Source organism: Bhargavaea cecembensis, assembly GCF_000826125.2.
GTDB classification, from domain to species: domain Bacteria; phylum Bacillota; class Bacilli; order Bacillales_A; family Planococcaceae; genus Bhargavaea; species Bhargavaea cecembensis_B.
In genome coordinates, this window is sequence record NZ_LN651373.1 from 368,472 (window position 1) to 393,587 (window position 25,116).

General features: G+C 55.9%; 24 protein-coding genes and 3 pseudogenes. 21 read left to right on the forward strand and 6 right to left on the reverse strand.

Going from position 1 to position 25,116, the window contains the following annotated elements:
* Positions 1-11 precede the first annotated feature (11 nt).
* Both BN1189_RS07465 and BN1189_RS07470 read left to right on the forward strand, forming a co-directional pair.
* Entirely contained in the window at positions 12-671 is a 660-nt protein-coding gene (locus BN1189_RS07465) for a GGDEF domain-containing protein (protein WP_040226956.1), read from the forward strand.
* Positions 672-801: 130 nt separating this feature from the next.
* The gene (locus BN1189_RS07470; protein WP_040226958.1) at positions 802-3,795 is read left to right on the forward strand and encodes a histidine kinase; all 2,994 of its coding nucleotides are present in this window, start codon (positions 802-804) and stop codon (positions 3,793-3,795) included.
* Position 3,796: 1 nt separating this feature from the next.
* Here the strand turns inward: BN1189_RS07470 and BN1189_RS07475 are convergent, their stop codons facing one another.
* Complete coding sequence (locus BN1189_RS07475) at positions 3,797-4,168, reverse strand: YbgA family protein (RefSeq protein ID WP_040226960.1); 372 nt, start codon at positions 4,166-4,168, stop codon at positions 3,797-3,799.
* A 106-nt stretch (positions 4,169-4,274) separates the two neighbouring features.
* Here BN1189_RS07475 and BN1189_RS07480 point away from each other — a divergent pair, with 106 nt between their 5' ends.
* Both BN1189_RS07480 and BN1189_RS07485 read left to right on the forward strand, forming a co-directional pair.
* Positions 4,275-5,069 (forward strand): alpha/beta fold hydrolase, encoded by a 795-nt coding sequence (locus BN1189_RS07480; protein WP_040226962.1) that lies wholly within the window; start codon positions 4,275-4,277, stop codon positions 5,067-5,069.
* Positions 5,070-5,133: 64 nt separating this feature from the next.
* On the forward strand, positions 5,134-6,075 hold the full coding sequence (locus BN1189_RS07485; protein WP_069201961.1) for a sensor domain-containing diguanylate cyclase: 942 nt from the start codon (positions 5,134-5,136) through the stop codon (positions 6,073-6,075).
* 83 nt (positions 6,076-6,158) lie between these two features.
* On the opposite strand, the gene BN1189_RS07490 is transcribed toward BN1189_RS07485, so the two are convergent.
* Positions 6,159-7,220: a DUF4236 domain-containing protein gene (locus BN1189_RS07490; RefSeq protein ID WP_052455737.1), complete on the reverse strand. Its 1,062-nt coding sequence runs from the start codon at positions 7,218-7,220 to the stop codon at positions 6,159-6,161.
* 327 nt (positions 7,221-7,547) lie between these two features.
* Here BN1189_RS07490 and BN1189_RS07495 point away from each other — a divergent pair, with 327 nt between their 5' ends.
* The gene (locus tag BN1189_RS07495; protein WP_257125396.1) at positions 7,548-8,630 is read left to right on the forward strand and encodes an S-layer homology domain-containing protein; all 1,083 of its coding nucleotides are present in this window, start codon (positions 7,548-7,550) and stop codon (positions 8,628-8,630) included.
* A 69-nt stretch (positions 8,631-8,699) separates the two neighbouring features.
* Here BN1189_RS07495 and BN1189_RS07500 read toward each other — a convergent pair whose 3' ends face one another.
* On the reverse strand, positions 8,700-9,611 hold the full coding sequence (locus BN1189_RS07500; RefSeq protein ID WP_040226965.1) for a ketopantoate reductase family protein: 912 nt from the start codon (positions 9,609-9,611) through the stop codon (positions 8,700-8,702).
* 96 nt (positions 9,612-9,707) lie between these two features.
* On the opposite strand from BN1189_RS07500, the gene BN1189_RS07505 reads away from it, so the two are divergent.
* From BN1189_RS07505 to BN1189_RS07530, 5 genes are all read left to right on the forward strand, one after another.
* A complete protein-coding gene (locus BN1189_RS07505) occupies positions 9,708-11,009 on the forward strand; it encodes a M20 family metallo-hydrolase (protein WP_040226967.1) in 1,302 nt (433 codons plus the stop codon).
* A gap of 507 nt (positions 11,010-11,516) precedes the next feature.
* A complete protein-coding gene (locus tag BN1189_RS07515) occupies positions 11,517-12,005 on the forward strand; it encodes a hypothetical protein (protein WP_143242271.1) in 489 nt (162 codons plus the stop codon).
* Between the two features lie 24 nt (positions 12,006-12,029).
* Positions 12,030-12,809 (forward strand): putative hydro-lyase, encoded by a 780-nt coding sequence (locus BN1189_RS07520; protein WP_040226972.1) that lies wholly within the window; start codon positions 12,030-12,032, stop codon positions 12,807-12,809.
* Between the two features lie 54 nt (positions 12,810-12,863).
* The gene (locus BN1189_RS16055) at positions 12,864-13,040 is read left to right on the forward strand and encodes a hypothetical protein (protein WP_179860930.1); all 177 of its coding nucleotides are present in this window, start codon (positions 12,864-12,866) and stop codon (positions 13,038-13,040) included.
* The gene (locus BN1189_RS07530) at positions 13,037-13,627 is read left to right on the forward strand and encodes a DUF6036 family nucleotidyltransferase (RefSeq protein ID WP_052455738.1); all 591 of its coding nucleotides are present in this window, start codon (positions 13,037-13,039) and stop codon (positions 13,625-13,627) included. Before BN1189_RS16055 ends, BN1189_RS07530 begins: the two co-directional genes overlap by 4 nt.
* A gap of 189 nt (positions 13,628-13,816) precedes the next feature.
* On the opposite strand, the gene BN1189_RS16770 is transcribed toward BN1189_RS07530, so the two are convergent.
* Both BN1189_RS16770 and BN1189_RS07540 read right to left on the reverse strand, forming a co-directional pair.
* The gene (locus BN1189_RS16770; RefSeq protein WP_082194182.1) at positions 13,817-14,107 is read right to left on the reverse strand and encodes a DUF2399 domain-containing protein; all 291 of its coding nucleotides are present in this window, start codon (positions 14,105-14,107) and stop codon (positions 13,817-13,819) included.
* 26 nt (positions 14,108-14,133) lie between these two features.
* Positions 14,134-14,619: pseudogene (locus BN1189_RS07540) on the reverse strand (TIGR02679 domain-containing protein); the annotation flags it as partial.
* A gap of 263 nt (positions 14,620-14,882) precedes the next feature.
* Between BN1189_RS07540 and BN1189_RS07545 the strand changes: the two are divergent.
* The 8 genes and pseudogenes from BN1189_RS07545 to BN1189_RS07580 all read left to right on the forward strand — a co-directional run bounded on the left by BN1189_RS07545 (position 14,883) and on the right by BN1189_RS07580 (position 20,276).
* A complete protein-coding gene (locus tag BN1189_RS07545; RefSeq protein WP_143242272.1) occupies positions 14,883-15,281 on the forward strand; it encodes a hypothetical protein in 399 nt (132 codons plus the stop codon).
* Positions 15,282-15,428: 147 nt separating this feature from the next.
* A complete protein-coding gene (locus BN1189_RS07550; RefSeq protein WP_098049690.1) occupies positions 15,429-15,746 on the forward strand; it encodes a PadR family transcriptional regulator in 318 nt (105 codons plus the stop codon).
* A complete protein-coding gene (locus BN1189_RS07555) occupies positions 15,743-16,459 on the forward strand; it encodes a DUF2812 domain-containing protein (RefSeq protein WP_040226977.1) in 717 nt (238 codons plus the stop codon). The genes BN1189_RS07550 and BN1189_RS07555 overlap by 4 nt, the downstream gene beginning before the upstream one ends.
* A gap of 123 nt (positions 16,460-16,582) precedes the next feature.
* Entirely contained in the window at positions 16,583-17,932 is a 1,350-nt protein-coding gene (locus tag BN1189_RS07560; RefSeq protein WP_040226978.1) for an MATE family efflux transporter, read from the forward strand.
* Positions 17,929-18,327, forward strand: a pseudogene (locus tag BN1189_RS16465) (HAD family hydrolase); the annotation flags it as partial. The gene BN1189_RS07560 and the pseudogene BN1189_RS16465, both read left to right, overlap by 4 nt.
* Before the next feature lie 85 nt (positions 18,328-18,412).
* A pseudogene (locus BN1189_RS07570) lies at positions 18,413-18,895 on the forward strand (MATE family efflux transporter); the annotation flags it as partial.
* Complete coding sequence (locus tag BN1189_RS07575; RefSeq protein ID WP_040226982.1) at positions 18,892-19,524, forward strand: HAD family hydrolase; 633 nt, start codon at positions 18,892-18,894, stop codon at positions 19,522-19,524. The pseudogene BN1189_RS07570 and the gene BN1189_RS07575, both read left to right, overlap by 4 nt.
* A 233-nt stretch (positions 19,525-19,757) precedes the next feature.
* On the forward strand, positions 19,758-20,276 hold the full coding sequence (locus tag BN1189_RS07580; protein ID WP_040227108.1) for a divergent PAP2 family protein: 519 nt from the start codon (positions 19,758-19,760) through the stop codon (positions 20,274-20,276).
* A 39-nt stretch (positions 20,277-20,315) separates the two neighbouring features.
* Here the strand turns inward: BN1189_RS07580 and BN1189_RS07585 are convergent, their stop codons facing one another.
* The gene (locus tag BN1189_RS07585; protein WP_040226983.1) at positions 20,316-21,671 is read right to left on the reverse strand and encodes an Asp-tRNA(Asn)/Glu-tRNA(Gln) amidotransferase GatCAB subunit A; all 1,356 of its coding nucleotides are present in this window, start codon (positions 21,669-21,671) and stop codon (positions 20,316-20,318) included.
* A 133-nt stretch (positions 21,672-21,804) separates the two neighbouring features.
* Here BN1189_RS07585 and BN1189_RS07590 point away from each other — a divergent pair, with 133 nt between their 5' ends.
* The 3 genes from BN1189_RS07590 to BN1189_RS07600 all read left to right on the forward strand — a co-directional run bounded on the left by BN1189_RS07590 (position 21,805) and on the right by BN1189_RS07600 (position 25,072).
* A complete protein-coding gene (locus BN1189_RS07590) occupies positions 21,805-22,188 on the forward strand; it encodes a DUF5362 family protein (RefSeq protein ID WP_040226985.1) in 384 nt (127 codons plus the stop codon).
* Positions 22,189-22,302: 114 nt separating this feature from the next.
* On the forward strand, positions 22,303-23,340 hold the full coding sequence (locus BN1189_RS07595) for a proline racemase family protein (RefSeq protein ID WP_052455740.1): 1,038 nt from the start codon (positions 22,303-22,305) through the stop codon (positions 23,338-23,340).
* A gap of 70 nt (positions 23,341-23,410) precedes the next feature.
* On the forward strand, positions 23,411-25,072 hold the full coding sequence (locus tag BN1189_RS07600; protein ID WP_040226987.1) for a peptide ABC transporter substrate-binding protein: 1,662 nt from the start codon (positions 23,411-23,413) through the stop codon (positions 25,070-25,072).
* Positions 25,073-25,116: the final 44 nt, after the last annotated feature.

Consider the following 25,116-nt stretch of genomic DNA (forward strand, 5'->3'; position numbering starts at 1 on the left):
GGGGGGATCCTATGGATCGCAAATGCTTGTTAAATGAGCCGGAGGAGAAATTGTATTGGCGGAGTTGGCAAGCTGAGGAAGAAGTTTCAGAACTCCAGAGGGAACTGGAGCATCTGCGTTCGCTCGTTTACACTGACGACCTTACAGGCTTGCCCAACATGCGGGCTTTTGAGATGGATATCCAGGAAGTACTGGGTAGTGGGAAGGCTTTTGGGGTTTGTTATATCGATTTGAATCGATTTAAAGCGATTAATGACCGCTATGGCCATGCGGATGGGGACTTGGCCTTGATTAAAACTGCCGAGAGGTTGAAGCATGCCGTTCGGTCAGACGCCAAAGTGTATAGGAAATGCGGGGATGAGTTCTTGCTGCTGATCGAGGAGCCGACTATCCAAAAGACGGCAAGGCGTGTTCGGCAGTCGTTTGAGATGCCGGTACGCGTGAATGGGAAATTGTTGATGATTGGAGCTAGCCTGGGCGTATCTTTATCGCCCGCTCATGGTGTGACAGTGCAAGACTTGTTGATGGAAGCCGACTTCTCCATGTACGAAGAAAAAAACAGCAGTCGGTCTGTTAAAAATAGTAATCTCTCAAGTCCTACCCGCGGCGTGAATGGGTCTCCATTCAGCCGTAACCCAACCAATGATATAGTAAGAAAGAACAATCGATGATAGAATATTCAATAAATAATTGATGCGCATGAAATGACAATCTTCTCTTCCTTCCGGCAGTAATATGGGCTTTTAGACTATTTAAAGTTAACTGTTTGAGTGTTGCCTGCAGGAAAAGGAGGCTATTGTCATGAAACGCCTGATGGCCATTTTAATATCCATTTTGATTGTTGGAATTACTGGCCTCGGGTTGCTAAAAGGACCAGGCGCGGGAACCCGTGATTTTCTATATAGTGAGTCCGGATTCATGGAAGTGCCACTCGAAGAGCTCTCCCACCCGATTGAGTTATCCGGGGAGTGGACCTTTTATCCCGGCATCGATGTTGATCCTGAAAATTTGCAGGATATCCGGCAGGCCCCTGAGTCTGTCAACTTGGGGGATTGCCTGCTCAACAAAACGAGAATGTCAGAAAAGATGAAACCGGGCACTTACCGAATGGTGATACGGCTTCCAGAGGATGATCGGGTCGCTTTTAAAATTAATTCAATTCATCGTTCCAACCATCTCTTCATCAACGGCGAAAAAGTACGGGCAGCACGCAAGGAGAGCTACGGAGGTTTCTCTGTGCAAGAGAGGAGTCGGCTTGTGTTTGCGGAAACTGTCGGCAGGGAACTCGACATACTTCTGCAGGTGAAAAGACCATCGCAGCTGGATAGAGGGGGTTCGGGACCAATACTGTTTGGAACCCCTGATCAGATCATCCGGAAGGACAGCAGGGAAAAACTATTCGATGGTATGGTAGTGGGCGGATTCATTCTGCTGGCAATGGTCGGGCTATTCCACTTTCTGCAATCGCGTTCCGAGAAATTCGAACTTTATTTCGCCTTGTTCTCCTTAACAATCGCCATCTATTCTTCAACGTTGCATGAAAAACTGATTTACCTTGCATTGCCGAATCTAAATCATTTTACGCTTAGCAGTCTGCAGATCTCGTTTCTTTCATTTTCCGTTCTGTTTTTCATCTCTTTCATCGAAAAACTTTTTATTGACCGTCCGGTCTGGTGGTGGAAGAGAGGAATAGTTCTTCTACTTCTCTTTTATGGAATCCAAGCCTTGTTCTCGAATTTCACAGAATCGATTAGCACAAAGATCAACCCCATTCTCTACCAAACTTTATTGATTGGCATTTTGGGATCTGCCTTCCTATATATTCTCACGACAATGGCCATCGCGTTTAGAGGACGAAGGGCGGGATCGGAGTATCTGCTTCCCACGACAGTGGCTTTTGCCTGTTTCGGATTACTCATCGGGGCAGAATTAATCGGAGGGCTTGATATTGGCAGACTTCCGCTTTTCTTGTTTTTCGTCATGACCGCGACATTCGCCTTGTTTATGGCGGAACGACGCCAACTTGCATATCAGGAAACGGCAGAACTGACTGCGAAATTGCTCGTTCAAGGTGGTGAGCGTAACAATTTTCTCGTCCGGATGGCCGCAGCATTTGAAGCGCCGCTCTCAGGGATGATGGAAGAGGCTGCTGAATTAATGTCCGGAGCCGTAGGGCCGCTGAACCAGGAACAACAAGAACGGATGATCGGAGTGAACCGGAATGCACGCCGATTGCGCCAGATTGTTGAGTCACTGGATTTTGCGGGAGGCGGAAGATCCGTACCGGGTCCGATGCCGGTCCGGATTGAAATGACCGATATTAAGCAGATGGCGGAAGAGATTGTCATGTTGCTTGACAGGCCGGAGTATAGTCCATTCAGCTACGATTTATCGGTTGATCTGCCGCCGGTGCTTGCAGATGAAGGTCTGTTGCGGCAAATTCTTTATCACATGATGAACTATGCATTAAGAAATTCAGGTAATGACGGACTCGAAATCAGTGCCGGACAATATGGTGGAAAAGTGAAGTTGACTGTACAGATCAAACATTCCGGCAAGGACTGGGAAGACGCTACCCGCCTGTTCGATCCTTTCTATCAGTTGACGGGGAATCCGGAAGGCCTTGCACTTGGTCTGCCAATTGCCAAGCGTCTTGCCGGACTGATCGGCAGTGAGATCGGTGCAGAGTCAAAGCAGGGTGCAGGTCTCGACTTATTCCTAGTACTGCCTTTGGCAGAGGAACATCAAGGACCGGAGAGGGAGCAGGGGAGAAAAACGGCCGGTTGGTATGGGGATTCGGCGGCAAAAGGAGTCGTGTTATTTGCCGGGCATGATGGGAACGAATCGGATCGGTTCGTCAAGTATTTAGCCAAGGAATATTACGTATTAAAGGTGGACAGCGGATCAGCTGCCATCCGGGCAATCAAGCAACAACGATTTGACATTGCGGTGATCGGGTTCCGGCTTCCTGACCGTCCGGGGACTGCTGTTGCCCGTTCAATCAGAAAACGTCATCATGCGATCGAGCTTCCGGTCCTGTTGCTTACTGAAGAGGATGAGGCAGGAAATGTTGTCGGTTTGGGAGAAGCCGATGTAACCGACCTGCTGTACGGGGGTGCCACCGAGTCTGAATTAATGTCCCGGGTGAAAGCACTCATGGCCATGCAGGAGGCCGTCGCCGAGTCGGTCCGGCAAGGTTTGGCCGGATACCATGCGCAGATTGCTCCGCACTTCTTGTTCAACACGTTGAACACAGTCATAGCGCTCAGCTACGAAGACCCTAATAAGATGCGAGGGGCCTTGGAACATCTGGCTGTCTATTTCCGGGCAAAACTTGATTATCAGAAGCAACAGGGTCTCGTTCATCTTTCGGACGAAATTGAGCTTGTCCGTTCGTATATTGCAATTGAACAATTGCGATATGGTCATCGGCTCACTGTGTGTGAAGATATCGATGAATGCATAGATGTGGAGATCCCTGCCATGACAATCCAACCGCTCGTCGAAAATGCTATTCACCATGGGTTGGCAGATAAAAAAGAAGGGGCCGTCTTGACCTGGACGATACGAAAAGCGAACGGCGGAGTGGAGATCGCCATTCGAGACAACGGAAAGGGTATCCATGAAGAGCGGCAACGTCAGATGTTGCGTGGAGATACAGGGCGTCTCGGATTCCAGAACCCGATGCAGAAGGTGAAGCTCATACCGGGTTCGAGCTTTATCCTGGATAGTGTGGAAGGGCATGGCACGTCGGTCATCATCCATCTTCCGACCAGACGGGAGACGGGGGGATGAGTTACATTTCCAGCAGTGAGCTCTCCAGCAAGTACCCCACTTCATATTTCTCCGCAAGGGAACGGATGAACTCAAGCCGTTCCTTTTCGGTTTGCCCGGAATCGGACTCCATTTGCTGCAGGCGGCTGTATTTTTCGCGTTCTTCCGGGGTTGCCTGCTTTTTGAAATAGCCCCACATATGCTGGAAAGCGTTCATCATCGATCCGGGTGTCGGCGGTGTATTTTTGGCTTCGGTGATCAGCCGTTCGACGTCCGCCAGGCGGCAGTCTGATTTCAGCGTTTCTCTTATTTGCTCGTAGTGTTTCTGGCTGTGGTACATGACCAGGTATTTTTCCGTCCGCCAGCGTTCTTCCATCTTTCTTCGTTCAGTCACGCGGATTCGCCTCCTCTTTTATTCCCTCTTTCCCCAATCAGAGCCTGCCGGAACACCAAGTGCCGTTTTCGGGTATAGTGGATAGAAAGAGAGAAGAGGTGTTTGTATGGGTGTGTTGGAGCGGAATCATGTGACGGTTCGCGGGACCGGGGAGCGGACGATCGTGTTCGCACACGGGCTGGGCTGCGACCAGACGGTGTGGGAGCGGGTGGCGCCGGCCTTCGAAGGTGATTTCCGGACGGTGCTGTTCGATTATGTCGGCGCGGGTCAGAGCGACAAGTCGGCGTATTCGGGCGGCCGCTACGGTTCGCTGGGCGGCTATGCGAAGGATGTGGTGGAGATCGCAGATGCGCTCGGTCTCCGGGATGCCGTGTTTGTCGGCCATTCCGTGAGCGGGATGATCGGGGCGCTTGCTTCGCTTGAGCGGCCAAATGCCTTTTCGAAGCTCGTCATGATCGGTCCCTCGCCGCGTTACTTGAACGCGCCCGGCTATCCGGGCGGCTTCGAGCGGGAAGATGTCGAGGAGCTGCTCGGGATGATGGAGATGAATTACTTGGAGTGGGCGAAATATATGGCGCCGGTTTCCATGCAAAACACGGACCGTCCCGCACTCACCGAGGAACTTCAGGAGCGGTTCATGGCGAATGACCCGGCCATCATGCGGCAGTTTGCGGAAGTGACATTCCTATCGGATGAGCGGGATATCCTCGAGGAGATCCAAGTGCCCACTTTGATCCTGCAGGCACGCGAAGATGTCGTGGCGCCGGTCGCGGTAGGTGAGTACATCCATTCGCACATCAAGGGAAGCGAATTCAGGCTGATTGAGGCGAACGGGCATAACCCGCATATCAGTTCACCGCAGGAGACGATCCGCGAGATCATGAAGTTCATCGGTGAATGATGAGTTTGGAGGCCTGAGGTAAAATAAATTCAGTGCGGCAAGTGAAAGGCAAGGTGTCGTCGAATTGGACAGGCAGTTGGAGCGGGCGCCGGTCGGCTATCTCATATTGGACAAAGACTGGCGCATCGTGGATTCAAACCGAATGATGTTGGACATTACCGGGCGGACGGAAATGGCCGGGCATATGCGGGAACTTCTGACCGTACCGGGATGGATGTTTTTCCAGACGTATTTCATTCCGGCGATTGAGCTGCACGGACGGGTTCGGGAAATGGAGATTTCCATGAAGGGGCCGGATGGCCGGTTCCCGGCTTTGCTGAGCGCAGCCAAAACAGACGGTTTTTACGAGTGCGCCATTATGGCGATGCCCGTCCGGGGCGCATATGAGTCCGGCTTGATCGAGGCCAAACGGGAAGCCGAGCAGATTCGCCGGGAAGCGGAAGAGGCGAACCGGCAGCTGATGGGCCTCGTCGATGAGATTGAGCAGAAACAGGCGGAGCTGATCGGACTGAATGAGCGGTTCCGTGAAATGGCGTCGACCGATCCGCTTACGGGACTTCCAAACCGCCGGGCTTTTGAGGAAAAACTCGGAAGTCTGCTGGAGAGAATGGAAAAGGGCGGGCCGTCCGTGGCGTTTCTCATGCTGGATATTGACCGGTTCAAATCGGTGAACGACACGTACGGCCACGACACCGGAGACGAAGTTCTGAAAACGGTCGCCCATGTGCTTGGAAGAGAGTCCGACGGCTTCCTCGCCTCGCGGATCGGCGGAGAAGAGTTCGGAGTGCTGCTGGACGGCGCAGTAGCGATCGAAGAGCGAGCCGCCGAGTTCGCCGAGGAAATCCGCAGAGCCGTCGAGGAATCGGAATCGCCGGTCAGAGTGACCGTGTCGGTCGGGGTCGCCGCCGCTCGGATCGGGGAATCCGCTTCCGACGTATACAAGCGTGCGGATGACGCGCTGTACCGGTCGAAACGGGAAGGACGGAACCTGGTTTCGGTCGGCTAAACGGAAAGAGAGGATGTCTGCGGATGGACATCCTCTCTTATTTGTCGTTGCGAAAAGCAAGCCCCGGCCGGCAGGCGCTCAAGTCACGCATCCAGCGCCTCCACGTTCCGGAAGCCTTTCGTCTTCAAGTAGTTCATCCGGTGTTCGAAGGTCTCGATCGTGTCGGAAGGGTCGAGCCATTCAAAGTTCAAGGGGCTGAGCTCATCGCGCCGGATCCTGACCGAGAGGATGCAGCCGCGGATCGGCGGTTCATCGGCCTGTGAATCGTCCATGACGTTGATGAGCACCTGTTCAACGGGAAGGATGGCGAACAATTCTCGCGCAATCCGGATCGCCGAGCTGCAGACGTAATCCTGATAAAGCAGGAGGTAGCGCTTTTTCGCCATCGGCTTGACCGACAGCTTGCCGGTTGTTGTGAGCGTGGCGACGTCGCGGGGAACGACCGGGCTGTCGCCGATGAAAAGGGTGGCGGCCGGGGTTCCGGCCGGGCAAATCTCAAGATCCACCCGGCTGCCGAGCGTCCGGATATCTTCAAACGGGTCGGTCTGCTCAATGGCCGACAGCCACGCAGTGTGATCTCCCGAGAGCACCCGCTCGGCAAACTCTTTGGACTCCCGCAGTTCGGCGAAATGCCGATCGTCGATATCGGCGGCTTCCCGGACCGCCTGCTCAAGCCGGGCTTGTTTTGATTCTGCCCGGTTGAACAGCCGGTCAAGCCAATTCGGGTGATAGGAAGCGAGCTGCCTTCTGGCTTCCGCGACGGCCGGACCGTCCCCGGTTTGCCGGATTTCCTGCATGGCGATCGCCGTCCAGTCGACCGGGTCGGCCGCTTCATGATGGACCGACGTCAGCATCGCCACGTGGGCATTGTATTCCTCAACAGCCCGGACATTCTCATCCGGAAACCGGGCCGGATCGGTCTTGGTCTGTTCATAGGCAACGCGTTGCGGCCTCTTCGTCCGCCTGCCGACTTTCGTGCGGTAGGAGAGCCCGGTGCCCGGAATCCCGAGATTCGCATACGTCCCGCGCTTTCCGACCGTGACACTCGCACCGCGAGGGCCGACCGACATGCTCGCGCCCCGTTTCCCGACATTGACCAGGACACCCGGCGCAATCTTGATCCGTCTTTGAAATCTGAATCCCATCGTGAGGGACCACCTCGCTATTCTAGAAGTTATTCACTTTGTTTAATGATAAATTGTTTGGGGGGAAAAGGAAAGAGAATGGAAGGGAAGATCAATTTTGGGCGTTCAGGCGATGGTGGAAGTAAGTTCAGTTGCCGCCATGCTTGTAACGGGGTAATTGAACCGTTCCTATAAATCTCGGGCCAACACATGTGACCGGGCATAAGTTGAGGCTTTGGCGGGAAAGGAAATAATGACTGACTTTCTTAGCCTTTGTGTACAAGGAGGTTTTTTTGTACTTGTCTCGAATATAGTTTGGAAGAGAGTATTTTATTGAGGAGGATGAATGTGAAACGGACTTCCAAGGTTTGGGTCTCCGTTGCAACAGCATCAATGCTGACGTTTGGAGTGGCAATGCCGGTGTTGGGAAATGACCAGGCGGAGGCAAGTGTCGAAGCGGCCGCAGTTCAATACACAGATGTCCCGCAGTCGAGTTCACATTACGCCAATATTCGTCGTGCGCAGGAACTGGGACTCATGACCGGCTATGGTGACGGCACGTTCAAACCGAACCAGCAGCTGAGCCGCGGGAATGTTGTAAAGGCACTCGGCAAATATGCCGTCAAGCAAAGCGGAATGTCGCTTGATCAGTATATGAAAACTTACAGCATCGCCCGTGTGGAAAATTTCAGTGACGTCCCGAACAATGCACCTGACCAGGAACTCGTGAAATACTCGAAGATCGTGAAGGACCTCGGCATTTTCACTGGATCCGATAATAAGTTAATGGCCGGCAAAGCGATCACGCGTGATCAGATGGCGGAAGTGCTCGTCCGGGCATTCGCATTCCAGGACCTGCCGGGCAAGCCGGCCATCAAGGACACCGGCAAGTCGGCCTATGCCAAGTCGATTGAGATCCTCTTTGAAAACGGCATCACGGTCGCCAACCCGTACAGACCGCACGCCACAACAAGCCGCGCCCAGCTGGCGACATTCCTCGTCCGTGCGTATGACAAGGTGAGCGGCGAAGAATCCGTCATGCCGGCTGAATTCTATTCGAAACTGAGGCAGGGGATCGTGCCGGGAGCGGCAGTGCAGATTGGATCGACTCTGCCGAAACTGAAAGCCAAGCTGGGGGAACCTGAACGGTCGGATGATTTTGAGGGTGGCTTGGTGCATCGGTATGGTCAGTACGTGTACGGTGTTCCTTATGAAGATCCGGCAGAGCCGATTACGACTGTTTCATACGACTTTGGAACGAACACTCCAACCAAGGAGGAGGTATTCCGCCATATGGGTATAGGGGAAGAACCCGAGCCAGTGGATGGACTGCTTTATTACTGGTACGGCTATGGGGAATATGAAATCTTCTTTGAGATGGAGAAAGACGGGGACGGGATGAGATATCTCACAGTGAAATGGAATGGATGAGCAAAAGTCCATCTGCAGACTTCTGACGAAAAGCCGTGTTGCCTGATGGCAACACGGCTTTTAATATGGTCACATCTTCTCCAATATCCTGATCACCCTCAGCAAATTCCGGTTCTCCGGCACGTCCACGTCATATCTTTCCCCGAGCTCAATCACCTTGCCGGCCATGTATTCGACTTCGGTTTTGCGGCCGTGTTCGATGTCCTGCAACATGCTCGTTTTTCCTTCGGGGGCGAGGCTTTCAAGGACGGGGCGTGCCCGCTGGATGTCGGCTTCGGTCAGGTTGACGCCGACGGCCCTGGAGATCCGGACGACTTCCATCATGACGGATTCAAGCCAGTCGCGTGCGCTTTTCACATTTTGGAAGACGGAGTACGGGGCGCGCAGGACGGAGGAGATTTGGTTGATGCCGACGTTGAGCATGAATTTCCACCACATCTCTCGCCAGATGTCGTCCGGGATTTCAAACGGGACGTCCGCCTGTTCGAACAGTTCCCGGACGGCGGTCTCGGCTTCTGGGTATTCGCCGTCTTTTGTGCCGAAGACGATTTTTCCTAATTTGGAGTAGGAGATGTCCCGGTCTTTCCGCTGGGCATCGATGCCGACGCACATGCTGTAGAGAACGGGATTTTCCGGGTAGGCGGCTTTCAGCTCGTCTTCGCTGGAAATTCCGTTCAGGAGCGGCAGCAGAATGGTGTCCGGTCCGATGAACGGGCGGGATTCTTCGATGGCGCCGGCGAGCTGGTCGTTTTTGACGCCGAACAGGAGGAGGTCGACCGGCTCGGTGTTTTCATCTGAGGATTGGTAGTTGAAGCGGGCGTTGCGGCCGTTGATGCGGATGCCGTGTTCCGCGTAGCGGGCCAGGCGGCGCTTGTCGGCGAGAACAGAGAATTGGTTGCCGAGGTGTTGCTGAAGGCGTTCCCCGTAGGCTGCGCCGATCGCGCCGAGGCCGATGAGGGCGGCGGTTTTGATTTGCTCCATGGCGGTGGTCCCTGCCTTTCTTTTCGATTAATGAAAGTGTAGCATAATAGGGAAGAGATGAAAGATTTAAAATACATATCCGCGGAGGGATCGGTCATGGAGAACGGACTATTGGCACGCTTGCTGGAAGGTCATGAAAAGGCGTTGGATCGGGACGGCGTCAGCGGCACGCGCTTGGCGGAGCGGTTGGCAGCTCTTTCGGAGATCGGCGATACGGCCGAGGGCGGAGTCGACCGGACGGGATTTTCATTTGAGGAGAAGCAGGCGAAGGAGCAGGTGATGCTCTGGATGCGCGAGGCGGGGCTTGATGTCCGTGAAGACGGCGCGGGCAATGTGATCGGCCGGCTGGAGGGCAAGTCGGACGGTCCGGCGTTTGCTGCCGGATCGCATGTCGACAGTGTGCCGAACGGCGGGAACTTCGATGGGCCGCTCGGTGTGCTGACGGCGCTGGAAGTGGCCGAGGCGTGGAAGGGGACGGGCTTCGTTCCGCCGGTTCCGTATGAAGTGCTCATCTTTTCCGAGGAAGAAGGCTCGCGGTTCGGCGCGGGCATTCTCGGCAGCCAGGCGATGACCGGCGACTTGGACCGGGCTGCTGTGGACCGGCTCACTGACAATGAGGGCAGACCGTTTTCGGAAGTGATCGGGGATTACGGCAGTTCGGAAGAGGCTTTTTTCGCATCGGCGAGGGATCTGGCGGAGATCGGGTTTTACACGGAGGTCCATATCGAGCAGGGGAAGCTTCTTGAAGCGGCGGATCTTCCGGCGGGCATCGTGAAGGGGATCGCCGGGCCGGCTTGGCTGGATATCCGGTTCGCGGGTTCTGCGGGCCATGCGGGCAACACGCCAATGGCCGGGCGCCGGGATCCGCTCGTGGCCGCCGGACGTTTCGTTTTTGAAGCCAGCTCGCTCCCGCCGTCCGTGAGCGAGACCGCAGTTGCGACGGTCGGCCGGCTGACCGTCTCGCCGAATGGGACGAATGTCATTCCTGAGCAAGTGGAACTGACGGTCGATATCCGGGACCTCGACAAAGATGCGCGCGATGCGCTCGTCGAAAAAGTATGGGAAACGGCGGAGCGGTGCGCGGCAGAGCGCGGCGTGCAGGTCGAGCTGGAGCTGGCCTCCTCGATCGATCCGGTGCCGGTTGAGGAAAGCATCCGCGAAGAGCTGCGTGAGGTTTTCCGTGCAGAGGGGCTGGAGCCGATGGAGCTCATGAGCGGCGCCGGGCACGACGCGATGATCCTCGGCCGGCATATGCCGATGGCGATGATCTTCGTGCGAAGCCAAGACGGCGTAAGCCATAATCCGGCGGAATGGACGGACCTGTCCGACTGCGTGCAGGGCGTTCATCTGCTGAAAAAGTTCGCCGAACGGCAGATGGAACGCATGGCCGGGAAGTGAGGGACTGATAAAGGGGAAGCGGGATTGAAACAGGGCGGGCGGCGGTGAAAATCCATGCGGGGGATTGCGGGCGCGAAAAGGTGCAAAGCGGACGCGAAAAGTGCTCGAGCGGCCGCGAGAATTTTGCCCGCGAGAATTGCGGTCGCGAAAAGATGCAAAGCGGACGCGAAAACCTGCCCCTGAGGATTGCGGGCACGAAAAGATGCGAAGCGGTCGCGAAAACCGGCCAAGCAGGCGCGAAAAGATGCAAAGCGGACGCGAAAACCACCCAAGCAGGCGCGAAAATTTGCCCGTGAGAATTGCGGGCGCGAAAAGGTGTAAAGCGGGCGCGAAAATCTGCCCGTTAGAATTACGGGTACGAAAAGAGGCAAAGCGGGCGCGAAAACCACCCAAGCGGTCGCGAAAATGCGCCCGGGGAATCGCGATCGCAGAATACCGAGCTGCCCGCCTTTCCGCCAGTCGTGAATCTTTCAATCCCCGTGGCCGTAGAAGGGCCGGGGGGATTTGATGAGAACTTATTGGCTGAGACAACTGCTGGTCGCAGGTTTGCTCGTGGTATTGGCGGCCGGATTGGATTTATATATGAGGCAGTTCCCGCCGGATTCTTCCGGTGCCGTGGGACGTCTGGTTTTATTTCTGGCGATTGCTGCGACGCTGTTTGCGTGCAATCAACTGTTGTTTCACTATTCCCAGGCTCATGCCGGGTTCATGAAGCACCGGATATGGAACAAGATGAGCCTCGTCATTTTTGTTTGGCTGCTCATCTCATCGGTCATCCTGATGGTCCTGCTCATGCTGACGCCGATGCCTGATCTCATCCAAGCACATTTATGGATGATGTATTTGATCGGCATTTATTTTCTTTTCTTCATGAATCTGCTCATTCTGTCGTTTGTCCATCGCTTGGTTGAACGGCAAACGACGGTCGAGCGGAAATTGATTTACACGTGGGTTGCCGGAGTTGCAGTGCTTGCCGTCGTTTTCTTTGTCATTTAATTCAATAAGAAAGGAGACGATCTCATGGCGTTGTCCCCTAACGAATTCCGCGAACGGGTCCGCACGGGCATCCACACAGGCCCGACATCCGGCTTTTGTGACGGTTTTGTCCAGGCAAACCTGGCCATCCTGCCGAAAGACGAGGCGTTCGAGTTTCTCTTGTTTTGCCAGAGGAATCCGAAACCGTGCCCGATCATCGATGTGACGGATATCGGGTCGCCGGTGCCGAAGTTGTCTGCACCCGGGGCGGATCTCCGGACTGATATTCCGAAATACCGGGTATATGAAAAGGGAGTACTCATAGATGAACCGGCTGATCTGATGGGCTATTGGCGGGATGATCTCGTCGCTTTCCTTATCGGCTGCAGCTTTACGTTCGAAGAGGCGCTGATCCGGAACGGCATCCCGATGCGGCACAATGAGGAAGGCGTGAACGTCCCGATGTACCGGACCTCAATCGAGACAGTGCCGGCGGGCAGGTTCTCCGGCCCGACCGTCGTCTCGATGCGGCCGATCCGCAATGAAGACATTGTCCGCGCCGTCCAGGTGACGAGCCGGTTCCCGTCCGTCCACGGGGCGCCGGTCCAAATCGGGAATCCCAAAGAAATCGGCATCTGCGACTTGTCCCGGCCGGATTACGGTGACCCTGTCACGATCCGTGAAGGGGAAACGCTGGTGTTCTGGGCGTGCGGCGTCACCCCGCAGGCAGTCGCCATGCATACGAAGCCTGAGCTCATGATTACTCATGCGCCGGGGCATATGTTCGTGACGGACTTGAAGACGGAGAGTCTCGGGGTGATCTGAAGGCTGCATATGTAAATCGGGATGCCGACATACTCAGCTTTAGGAGGGATGTTCGTGAGGAAAGTTACTTTTGAAGAAGTGATGCGCCATCACCGTGCGAACAGGGAAAGAGTGACCCGCGTCCTTGAGCATTATGACCGCCTGAATCCGGCTGACCCAACAGGTGAGAAGCCTGAAAAAGAACGCCACCCCGATGAAGCGGAAGTCTTGTCCAGGTTCAAGCTGAAATGATCAGCCAAGAAAAGATCGATCGTGCAATCAAGGAATTGGAGGGCATCCAATCTTATAAGGAAGACAATCTGGCTGCAATGGTCAAAGTGGCTGCAGTCATCACGTCTTTAATGGCGCCCTATCATCGGGTCGATGCGATGCCGATCATTGTTGGAGGACTGGCTGTCGAAATTTATACAGCAGGAGATTATACGACGAGGGATATTGATCTGGTCACAAGTTCGAGCATGACACTGAGGGAATTGTTGCCGAAAATCGGCTTCGACAAAGCGGGCAGGATTTTCTATCATGAACAATTGGAAGTCGCGGTCGATGTGGTGGACAGTGCGCTGGAAGGTTCCTATGACCGGCTCACAGAAATGAAAGTGGGCGAAGACTCGATTTATATTATCTCCATTGAAGATATTATTTTAGATCGTCTTAGAGGGTCTGATCACCCCGACAATGATCGATGGGGATTATTCCTTTTGTCGAACAACTACGAGCAGGCAGATCTCGATTATATCCGGAACCGGGTGGAGAACAAAGATGAAGGCTTGACGCTTGATCGCTGGGTTCTGATGATCGAAGACCAACTTGATAATTGAACAAGCCGCCCAGCATCTGGAAGATCGATGGCTGGACGGCTTTTTTATTTGCGGAACGATGGATTCAACAGGCTTGAGGAATTTATGAGGCCAAACTCTCCTCACTCGAGACCAAACTCTCCTCACTCGAGACCAAACTCTCCTCACTCGGCCCCAAACTCTCCTCACTCGAAGCCAAACTCTCCTCATTCATTCCATATCCCCGGCCAGCGACCCGAGCAGTCCTTCCTGATACCCCGCTTTTCCGACTTGGCGCAGTTCGGCGGCGAGGTCGGTCAGGGCGGGGTCTTCGAGTCCGTCGAGTTTGGCGAGCCGGGGGGTGATGTCTTCGTCGGAAATGGCGGCCCGGTAGGAATCGCGGTCCATCCGCCAAAGTTTCGCTTGGCCGGGGTAGCGGTGGAGCAGCCGCTGGGCCATCTGCAGGCCTTCCGGGTCGAAGTCGCCGGAGTAATGGAACGCGACGTCTTGCCGGGCGAGCATGTCGAGCCGACCCACGCGGCGGTGCGGAACTGGCCGTGCGTGCAGATGACCGGCACGTCCGGGACGAGGTCGACGAGTGCTGAGCAGACGCCGGAGTTTTCGACGATCCACACGTCGCGGCCGGCGGCGGGGGTGATGGCCGTCAGCCCGCCGAGCATTTTCAGCGGGACGTTCAGCACGCTTCCGGTGTCGGCTGCCGCTTTCCAGAGCGGATGCACGCCGGCCGCGGTATGGCCGATGAGCCCCCGGCACGTCACGAAACTCCACAGATCATCCCGGGCGAGGCCGAATGCGGCGTACAGTTCGTTCAGGTCTTCCGAAGAGCGCGGCATGCCCGTGTCTTCGGCGCCGTCCGTGACCGACCGCACGTACAGGCAGTGGGTGAGCAGCCGGCCGTCAATCTGGTTCCCGTCGAAGCCGTGGGGATTGCCGGTCGTTTTTTGGGCGAACAGGGAAAGAAGTTCCGTGTGTCCTTTCGCGAGAGTTGATATCCATCCCGCCGATATTGACACTCGCCGCTCCAAAGTTAGTACTCACCATGCCGTCTCTTGCTACATCAATCGCAGAATGAAATTACACAGAGACCCGAACAACGCCTGAAACTCTTTTCCGGGAAGGACGTATAACAGATAACTCTCATTTAGATTGGATGCTTGGTTCTATGATGATTTTTATGATTGCCTTGTCGGCTTGGCTCGTCTGCCTGCTGCCGATTTATTTGTTCATCCGGAGGGCGAACAAACGGGAGACCGGCGAGGAACGGATGTCTGCCGTCATGACGTTGGTCGTGTCGGGTTTGATTTCGCTGTTTCCTGCCGGTGCGCTGGCCGCAATCCTGCTGGCGGTAATGGGCTCGGTCCATACAATCGGTCTGGTGTTCGGGATTGATCTTTCCGGCTGGAGTCTTCTTTTGCTGGCGACGGCGATTTTCGCGTATTTGTTTACGCTCGATTCTGTAGTCGCAGTCATCCTCGGGGCAGTTGCGGGGGATGGACTGGTTCAAAGTTTGATCCTGTTTGGGATCAGATGTCTCGCCTTTTTTGCGATCTGCCGGCTTTTCGGAGCGGAAGAAAGGGGAAGTCTGGTATTGGGCGTCGGGGTTGCTTCAGTCATTTCTGTATTTGAGTGGCTGATTGAGATGAGAGAAAGACGGGAACCGCCGGCAAAGGGATAAAATTAAATGGGCAGGCTTCGCAGAGGCGGAGCCTGTTCTTTTTGTCTTTATATCATTTTTTGATATATCTATAGACAACTCTCTGCCCACCATGCTATATTGGTTTTGGATATATCACTTAGCGATATAAGGAGCGAGGGGAATAGCTTGAACAAAAATGAACAGCTGACGGATTCGATGTTTTATATCATGGCGGTCCTGGCGCAGCCGCGGCATGGCTATGCCATCATGAGCCAGATTGAGGAGACGTCGGAAGGGGCCATCACGATCGGGCCCGCCTCGATGTATACAATCATCAAGAAGTTATTGAAAAGTGAATGGATTTACCTGTATGACGACTCAGATTCGAGGAGGAAGACGTACCTGCTCACCGATAAGGGCAGGGAAGTGCTGGAAGAAGACTTGAAAACTAGAAAGCTGATGATCCAACTGGCAGAAAACGGACTGAAGGAGGCGGGGAAATGAAGAAGACCAAGTACATCACATCAGGCGGGCTGGCGTTTTCGGAGGAGAAAGACATGAAAAAACTGCAGCGATTCTCCCGCGAAGGTTGGCACTTGAAGGATTTTGCATTCATGGGCTATACACTGGAGAAAGGGGAGCCTGCAGATTTCATTTACAGCATTGATTACCGGACTTTGGAGGACGGAGAGGAGGATGAGTATCTGGATGTATTTGACTCCTCGGGATGGTCGCATGTTGCGTCAGCTGCAACTATTCACTTGTTCCGGGCGCCTGCCGGAACGAAGCCGCTTTATACCGACCGAGAGACGACGGTCGAGAAATACGGCAGGAACAGTGCATGGATCGGAAAGGCGGCCCTTCCGCTCGTCCTGCTGACGGGAATTGCGTGGGCGGGAGCCATCCTGAGCACCGGAATCCTGAATGCATTCCTTTTCGTCGCAGCAGTCATCCTGACCGTTATGGCGGTTCCCGCTGCCTGGACTGCGCTTACGGCGTATGAGAACAAGTGGAAAGCGGCAGGCAGGATTAAAGCGGCCAGCCTGGCGAAAGTGTTGCCTTTCCTCATCGTCATGGGAGCGCTGATCGCCTTCGTCGGATTCAGCAATACGAATGCTGCGGTCAAAATGTTTCTTTCCATGCTGGCCGGGGCTCTCGCGCTTCCTCTGCTTGTCTGGGCGGTGATGGCTTCCGCGAACCGCCTCCGGGCTAAATAATTCAATCGACCAAGCCGGTCTGCCGATTTTTCGGTGGGATCGGCTTTTGTTTGCAAGTTGCACCGGAAGGCGTTCTGGACGAAGATAGAAGAAGAAACAACCCATGAAGGAGGTCCCCCCGATATGGCCGCCCAGCATGACTTTACAACCGGTCCGCTCGCCCGGCAGCTGTATTCATTCGCGTGGCCGATCTTGCTTGCGAATTTGCTTCAAGTTTCTTATCAGCTTATCGACAGCCTGTGGGTCGGGAACCTGATCGGGGCGGATGCGCTCGGAGCGGTGTCGCTGTCGTCGACGGTGCTGTTCACCGTGCTCTCGTTTGTGATCGGACTGAACAATGCGGCGCTGACGATTCTGTCCCAGCAGAAAGGGCGGGGGAGCGAGTCGGGCCTGAAGCGATATCTGAATGCATTCGTCGTGCTCATGTCCGCGATGGCGATCGGGCTCGGGCTGATCGGGTTCGCCGCGGCTACCCCGGTCCTGCGGCTGCTCGGGACGCCGGACGTCATGATGCCGCTCGCCGTCAGCTACCTGAAGATCAACTTCATCGGCATGCTGTTCCTGTTCGGATACAACTTCATCACGACGGTGCTCCGGTCGGTCGGCGATTCGAAGACGCCGCTTTATTTTGTGACGGCGGCGGTCGTGCTCAACACAGTGCTCGACCCGCTTTTCATTTCCGGATTCGGGCTGGGGGTCCAGGGGGCGGCGTATGCGACAATTGTCTCGCAGGGCGGCGCGTTCGCATTCGGTTTTATCTATATCCGCCGGAAAAAGCTCGTCCCGTTCACGAAGCCGTCCGTCCCGTCCGCTCGCGAAGTGAAGGATATCCTGAAGCTCGGCATCCCGGCGGGACTCCAGATGAGCGTCATTTCTGCGGGAATCATGGCGATCATGAGTGTCGTCGCTTCGTTCGGTCCGGCCGTCGTCGCGGGCTACGGGGCAGCGCAGCGGCTCGACAGCCTGATCATGCTGCCGGCGCAGGCGCTCGGCACCGCGGTCAACTCGATGGCCGGCCAGAACATCGGCGCGGGCAAATGGGACCGGGTGAGCCGGATCACGAAGTACGGGTTTTTCTTCAATCTGGTCGCCATGCTCGCGCTCGCCGCGATTCTCGTCTTGTTCGCCGACTTCGGCATCCGGCTGTTCATCGATGATCCGGAGGCGGTGGCATTCGGCGCGGACTATCTGAAGATGATCGCCTTCTTCTACCCGTTCCTCGGCATCAACTTCATCCTGAACGGCACGGTGCGCGCGGCGGGCGCGATGTTCCAGGTGCTCGTGCTCAACATCATTTCATTTTGGGTGCTGCGCTATCCGCTCACCTGGCTGCTCGCCGGGTGGTACGGGGAAAAGGGCATCGCGCTCGGTATGGGCGTGAGCTTTGCCATCAGCAGCCTCGCCGCCTTCCTTTATTACCGGTACGGCGGCTGGCGTCATATCAAGACCATCAGCGAGGAGGAAAAAACATGAAAGCAGACAGCATTATTTTCGACCTGGACGGCACACTTTGGGACTCCCGCAAAGCGGTCGCAGAATCCTGGACGAGCGTAATCCGCGAAACACCGGGCGTGGACGGCGAAGTGACCGAGGAAGACCTGACGAAAACGATGGGTCTTCTGATCGAAGAAATCGGCAAAATCCTGTTCGGAGATTTGGAAGAAGAGAAGCGGACCGCGCTCATGGATGCGTGCGTCCGGCACGAAAATGACTGGGTTGCGGAAGTGGGGGGCGTTCTTTATCCGGATCTTGAGGAAGTGCTCCGGGAGTTGTCGGAGCAATTCCGCCTCTTCATCGTCAGCAACTGCCAGGACGGATACATCGAGGCGTTTTTTGCGGCACACGGACTGGAGCGATTTTTCGAGGACTATGAAAATCCCGGACGCACCGGACTGCCAAAAGGCGACAACATCCGGCTTATCGTCGAGCGGAACGGCTTGAAAGCCCCCGNTCGGCACCGCGGTCAACTCGATGGCCGGCCAGAACATCGGCGCGGGCAAATGGGACCGGGTGAGCCGGATCACGAAGTACGGGTTTTTCTTCAATCTGGTCGCCATGCTCGCGCTCGCCGCGATTCTCGTCTTGTTCGCCGACTTCGGCATCCGGCTGTTCATCGATGATCCGGAGGCGGTGGCATTCGGCGCGGACTATCTGAAGATGATCGCCTTCTTCTACCCGTTCCTCGGCATCAACTTCATCCTGAACGGCACGGTGCGCGCGGCGGGCGCGATGTTCCAGGTGCTCGTGCTCAACATCATTTCATTTTGGGTGCTGCGCTATCCGCTCACCTGGCTGCTCGCCGGGTGGTACGGGGAAAAGGGCATCGCGCTCGGTATGGGCGTGAGCTTTGCCATCAGCAGCCTCGCCGCCTTCCTTTATTACCGGTACGGCGGCTGGCGTCATATCAAGACCATCAGCGAGGAGGAAAAAACATGAAAGCAGACAGCATTATTTTCGACCTGGACGGCACACTTTGGGACTCCCGCAAAGCGGTCGCAGAATCCTGGACGAGCGTAATCCGCGAAACACCGGGCGTGGACGGCGAAGTGACCGAGGAAGACCTGACGAAAACGATGGGTCTTCTGATCGAAGAAATCGGCAAAATCCTGTTCGGAGATTTGGAAGAAGAGAAGCGGACCGCGCTCATGGATGCGTGCGTCCGGCACGAAAATGACTGGGTTGCGGAAGTGGGGGGCGTTCTTTATCCGGATCTTGAGGAAGTGCTCCGGGAGTTGTCGGAGCAATTCCGCCTCTTCATCGTCAGCAACTGCCAGGACGGATACATCGAGGCGTTTTTTGCGGCACACGGACTGGAGCGATTTTTCGAGGACTATGAAAATCCCGGACGCACCGGACTGCCAAAAGGCGACAACATCCGGCTTATCGTCGAGCGGAACGGCTTGAAAGCCCCCGTCTATGTCGGCGACACGGAAGGCGACCGGAAAGCCGCCCGCCAGGCAGGCGTCCCGTTCATCTGGGCCGCGTACGGATTCGGCGAACCGGAAGAGTGGGACGCGAAGATTGACCGTGTTGGGGAATTGGTGGATCGGGTGTCGACTTACTGAGGAAGAGTGTTAGCTTGGGCGAGCGTTAATTGAGGGATTGCGAGTGTTAACTTCTGGAGGTGGGTGGCGACTTCGGGAGGGTTTTATTTTCGCGGAAGCAAGGTGGACTTTCGCGGAAGCAAACTTTCTTTCCTCATTTTCACGGAAGCAACGAGAGCTTTCACGGAGGCTGAATGGAGTCTAAAATCATGCAACCGATCAAACCCCTCGCGGAGTCAAAGCCGGTGCAGCAGGTGCGGCAGATGAACCGGGGGATCCTGACGGCGTTTGGGGCGATTGGGATCGCGCAGGGGCTGAAGATTTTCACGCATAAGGCGGTGACCGGGAAATGGGACCTTCGGCAGGCGTTCACGACCGGCGGCATGCCGAGTTCCCACTCGGCCGGGGTGTCGGCGCTGGCAGCGTACGTCGCGTCGAACAAAGGGGCACGACATACGGAGACCGCGCTCGCCGTCGTGTTCGGGACGATCGTCATGTACGACGCGCAGGGGATCCGCCGGCATACCGGAGAGATTGCGAAGCTCGTGAATGATCTCGAGGACAACTTTGTAAAGTTGTCCGGGGAATTCCCGAGTCTCGAGTATGTGGAGCAGGAGAAGGAACTGAAGGAGCTGCTCGGCCACCAGCCGCTTGAGGTGCTTGTCGGCGGCCTGTTCGGCGCGGGGCTCGGCTATACGATGGCGAAGATCGAGAACCGGGAGCGTGAGATGGAGCAGGCGCGCGGCCGCCGGACGGATCACCTCGATTCATGAAAAGGGCTTTCCGGAGAATCCAACCGGAAAGCCTTTTTCTCATTGCTGTTCAAGCGCGTGTCCGAACCGGTACAGCTTCGCTTCTTCGCCGTGCCTGCCGATGAGCTGCATGCCGATCGGGAGGCCGCTTCCGGAAAATCCGCACGGGAGGCTCAGACTCGGGTTTCCGGTGAAATTTGTCGGGGAAGTGAGTCGCAGGAGGGACGGGACGACGTCCAACTCCTTGCCCCGGATGGTCACTTCGCGCTGGCCGATGTCGGTCGGGAGGATCGGAAGCGTCGGGGTGAGCAGTACGTCGACCTCGTCAAACACTTCGTTGTAGGAATGAACGAGCGACCGGCGGGCCTGCAGGGTCTGGACGTATTGCCAGGCGGAGATGCGGATGCTGTCTTTCAGCCGGCCGAGCACTTCGGGGGCATAGTCGTCCGGCCGTTCCTCCATCAGCTGCCGGTGGACGGCGGCCGCTTCCGACTGGATGGTGACCATCTGGTGGTGCCAGATGTCGGGGAGCGCCGGGATATCGGCTTCAAGAAGTTGGGCCCCCTTCTGTTCGAACCGCTCTGCAGCCTGCCGGACGGCCTGTTCCACTTCCGGATCGACGTCGCTGAAGTATTTTGCCGGCAGGCCGATCTTCATTCCCCGGACGTCTTGGCCGAGCTGCGCGGTGAAGTCCGGAACATCCGCCTTCATGGAATGCGGGTCCTCGGAGTCATGACCGGCGAGGATGTTGAGCAGAATTGCATTGGACCGGACGTCTTCGGTCAGCGGACCGGGGTGATCGAGCGTGTCGGCGAGCGGGAAGATGCCATGCTTGCTGATCCGGCCGAACGTCGGTTTCATGCCGACGAGGCCGCAGGCGGATGCCGGGATGCGGACCGAGCCGCCGGTGTCTGTTCCGATTCCGGCGATGGCCATGCCGGATGCGACCGCTGCAGCTGAACCGCTGCTGGATCCTCCAGAGATTTTTGAAGGGTCGAACGGGTTCCGGACCGGTCCGAAATGAGACACATCACCGGTCGGGCCGTAGGCGAATTCGTGGGTGTTCGCCTTGCCGATGATGACGGCTCCGGCGTCTTTCAGCTTTCGCACGACCGTCGCGTCTTCGGCGGGAACACGGGATTCGAAGATTTTGGAGCCCATCGTCGTCCGGACGCCCTCCGTGTCGATCATGTCCTTCACGACGACCGGAATTCCGTGGAGCGGTCCCCGCATGCGGCCGGCCTCCCATTCGCGGGTGAGCCGCCCGGCATCTTGGAGCGCTTGTTCTTCGCAGACGGTGATCAGGGCATTCAGTTCACCGTTCAGCCGGTCGGTCGCATCGAGCGCTTCCCGGACGAGTTCCAGCGGGGAAAAGCGGTTTTCGGCCAATCCCCGGATCGCATCGGTCATTTTCATATCGATCGCCCCCTTTTTCACTAGGGTAGGGGAATGGCGAACGGAAGTCCACCGGGGGCGGTTCCCACCCGTGCAACGATGGGATACAATAGGCTTATCCATACATAGGGTGCAAGAAGTGGAGGAAGGAGGGATGAAAATGCAGCCACAGTCATTCAATGAAGAACTCGTCGCACAGAAAGGCCTTCAGCGCATTGCGACGTGGGGGAAAGTCATGGGCATCGTCATGATGATCACGGGCGGAATCGCCGCACTGTCGGGCCTGATTTACTTTATCGTCGGCGCCATCCCGGGGGCGATCACGGTTTTTCTCGGCTACCTGACTTATAAAACCGGAGCGGCCGCGGCGGCCATCCGCCAGGGCGGCGACACACGGGCATTGAGCGATCTGTTCCATCACTACGGCCTTTATCTGCTCGTCTCGTTCATCATGTTCGCCGTCAGCATCGCCGTCACGATCCTCATGTTTCTGCTGTTCGGGATGTTCTTCTTTACGAGTTTCAATAATGGTTTCTGACTTCTTCGGCAATCCGGCCATCCCGGGTTGCTTTTTTATTTTCCCGGTCGGAGATTAGAATATTGGCAAGATACTTGCAAGTCTATGGGGCAACCAAAAGAAAGGGGGAAGGACATGCGGATCAATAAGATGTTTTCAACGGTGGATGTTCATGTGGCCGGGGAGCCGCTCCGGATCATCACGGACGGCCTGCCGGAGATCGAGGGCAAGACACAGCTCGAACGGCGGGCGTATTGTATGGAGCACCTTGACGGGATCCGGAAGACCCTTATGCTGGAGCCGCGCGGCCATCACGGGATGTACGGCTGCATCATCACACCGCCCGCCGAAGAGGGCTCGGATTTCGGGGTGCTGTTTATGCACAACGAGGGCTGGAGCACGATGTGCGGCCACGGCATCATTGGCGTCCTCACGATGGGAATCGAGACCGGGCGCTTTGAAATGAAGGAGGCGAGCCGGGAATTCGTCATCGACAGTCCGGCGGGCCGGGTCGTCGCACGCGCCGAATTCGACGGGACGAATGTAAAGTCCGTGTCGTTTGAGAACGTTCCGTCATTCGTCTTGGAGAAAGATCTCCGGCTCGAAGTGGACGGGAAGACGCTAACGGCGGACATTTCGTTCGGCGGTGCGTTTTATGTGATTCTGGATTCGGCACAGCTCGGCCTGTCCGTGGAAAATGCCGATCTGCCGGAGCTCCAGAAATGGGCGACGAAAATCAAACGGGAGGCGGAGCGCACAGTCCGCGTCATCCATCCGCTCGAGCCGGGGCTGCAAGGGATCTACGGCGTCATCTACTCCGACTGCCCGCGGAAATCCACGTCCGACCTGCGCAATGTGACCGTGTTCGCCGATGAACAGATCGACCGCTCCCCGTGCGGAACCGGGACGTGCGCCCGGCTGGCGAGCCTCCATGCGCACGGTCAGCTTGAAGAGGGGGAAAGCTTTATCCACGAAAGCATTACGGACGGCCAGTTCCGCGGCACGATCCTGTCGGAAGCGGAAGTCGGCGGCAAGCTTGCCGTCATTCCGGAAGTGACCGGAAACGGCTACCTGACGGGAATCCATCAGTTCCTGCTCGACCCGGAAGATGAATGGCCGGAAGGGTTTTTGCTCGAGGAAACGGAAGAGCAGTCGGTTGAGTCCCGGACTTAAAAAGTGTCAATTACTTTTACACTAATAACAGGGTGTCAAATATGCTGGACATTATGAGGAGGGACATACAATGAAAAGGAATCAGCGGATGTTGGGAACTTCAGTCTTGGCAGGGATGCTGATGCTCGCAGGATGTTATGGCGGGGATAAAGAAAACACTGCCTCCGGCGACGATGCGAAAGCGGCTGACCCGGGAAGCAAGCAAGTCCTTCATCTGGCTGCGGGCGGTGAAATCCCGACGTTGCAGACGAATGGGTCGATGGACGGACTTTCGCAGACCGTGTTGCAGAACGTGGTTGAAGGATTGTTCCGGCTGGATCAGAACGATCAGGTCGTGCCGGGCGTGATCGATGATTTTGACGTAACCGAAGATGGTCTGAAATACACGTTCAATCTGAAAGAAGATGCGCTCTGGAGTGACGGGGAACCGACGACGGCGAATGATTTTGTGTATGCCTGGAAGAAAGCGCTTCATCCCGATACGCTTTCACCGCACGCTTACCTGATGGGACCGATCAAAGGGGCGAATGGCATCCAGGACCCGGATTCCCCTTCCTATGGGAAAGTGGACGAGCTCGGCGTCAAGGCGGTGGACGACTATACGCTCGAAGTCGAACTGGAGAACGCGGTGCCGTATTTCACGGAACTGCTGACCAATCCGGTCTTCTACCCGCAGCCACAGGAATTTGTCGAATCCCAGGGCGACAAATACGCGCTGGAAGCGGACACGATGGTCTACAACGGACCGTTCGTGCTGAGTTCATGGGACCATGACGCGAAATGGGTGCTGGAAAAGAACGACAAGTACTGGGACGCGGACACGGTGAAACTTGACGAGGTGGAAGTCAAAGTGACGAAGGACACTGCCACTGAAGTGAACCTGTATGAGACAGGATCGGTCGATGTCGCCAACCTGTCCTCGGAATTCATCGACGTCTACCAGGACAGCGACGAATACAACACGTCCCTGAAATCCGAGGTGTATTTCCTCAGAATCAACCAGCGCAACGATCAGCTAAAAAACACGAATATCAGGAAGGCGCTCGATATGGCTTGGGATAAGGAACAGGCCGCCGAACTGATTTTGAAGAACGGTTCCATTCCTGCTTACTTCCTCGTCTTCCCGGGGTTCGTGGAACTGCCGGACGGCTCGGATTTCCGGGAAGCCTATGGCGACTTGAACAAAGGGACGGTTGAGGAAGCTCAGGAGCTCTGGCAAAAAGGCCTGGATGAACTCGGGATGTCCGAACTGACGTTCGAAATGCTGAGCTACGATGACGAACAGCGGAAGTCGGTCGCAGAGTTCATGAAGAACCAGCTCGAGAAAAATCTTCCGGGACTGACGATCACGATCAACCAGCAGCCGAACAAGCAGAAAATCGACTTGGAAGCGAACCAGGACTACGACCTCTCCTATTCGGGCTGGCGGAATGACGTGGCGGATCCGGTGGAGTTCCTGACGATCTTCCAGTCCGACGGCGCCTATAACTGGCAGGACTTCAAGAATGAACGCTATGACGAAATCCTGAACAAGGCACAGACCGATTTCTCGGATGAGGTCGGCCGCTACAAGGAACTTCAGGAAGCGGAGAACATCCTGATCGGCGAAGAAGCAGCCATTTCACCGTTGTACCAGGCGGGTTCGGCGCGACTGATCAAGCCGCATGTCAAAGGATTCACCGCCCACGGAAATTCGACATTCACGTATAAATGGACATCCGTCGAAAAGTAAAAACACCGGAAAAGACAAGGGTGAATGAACTCTGAACGGAAGGG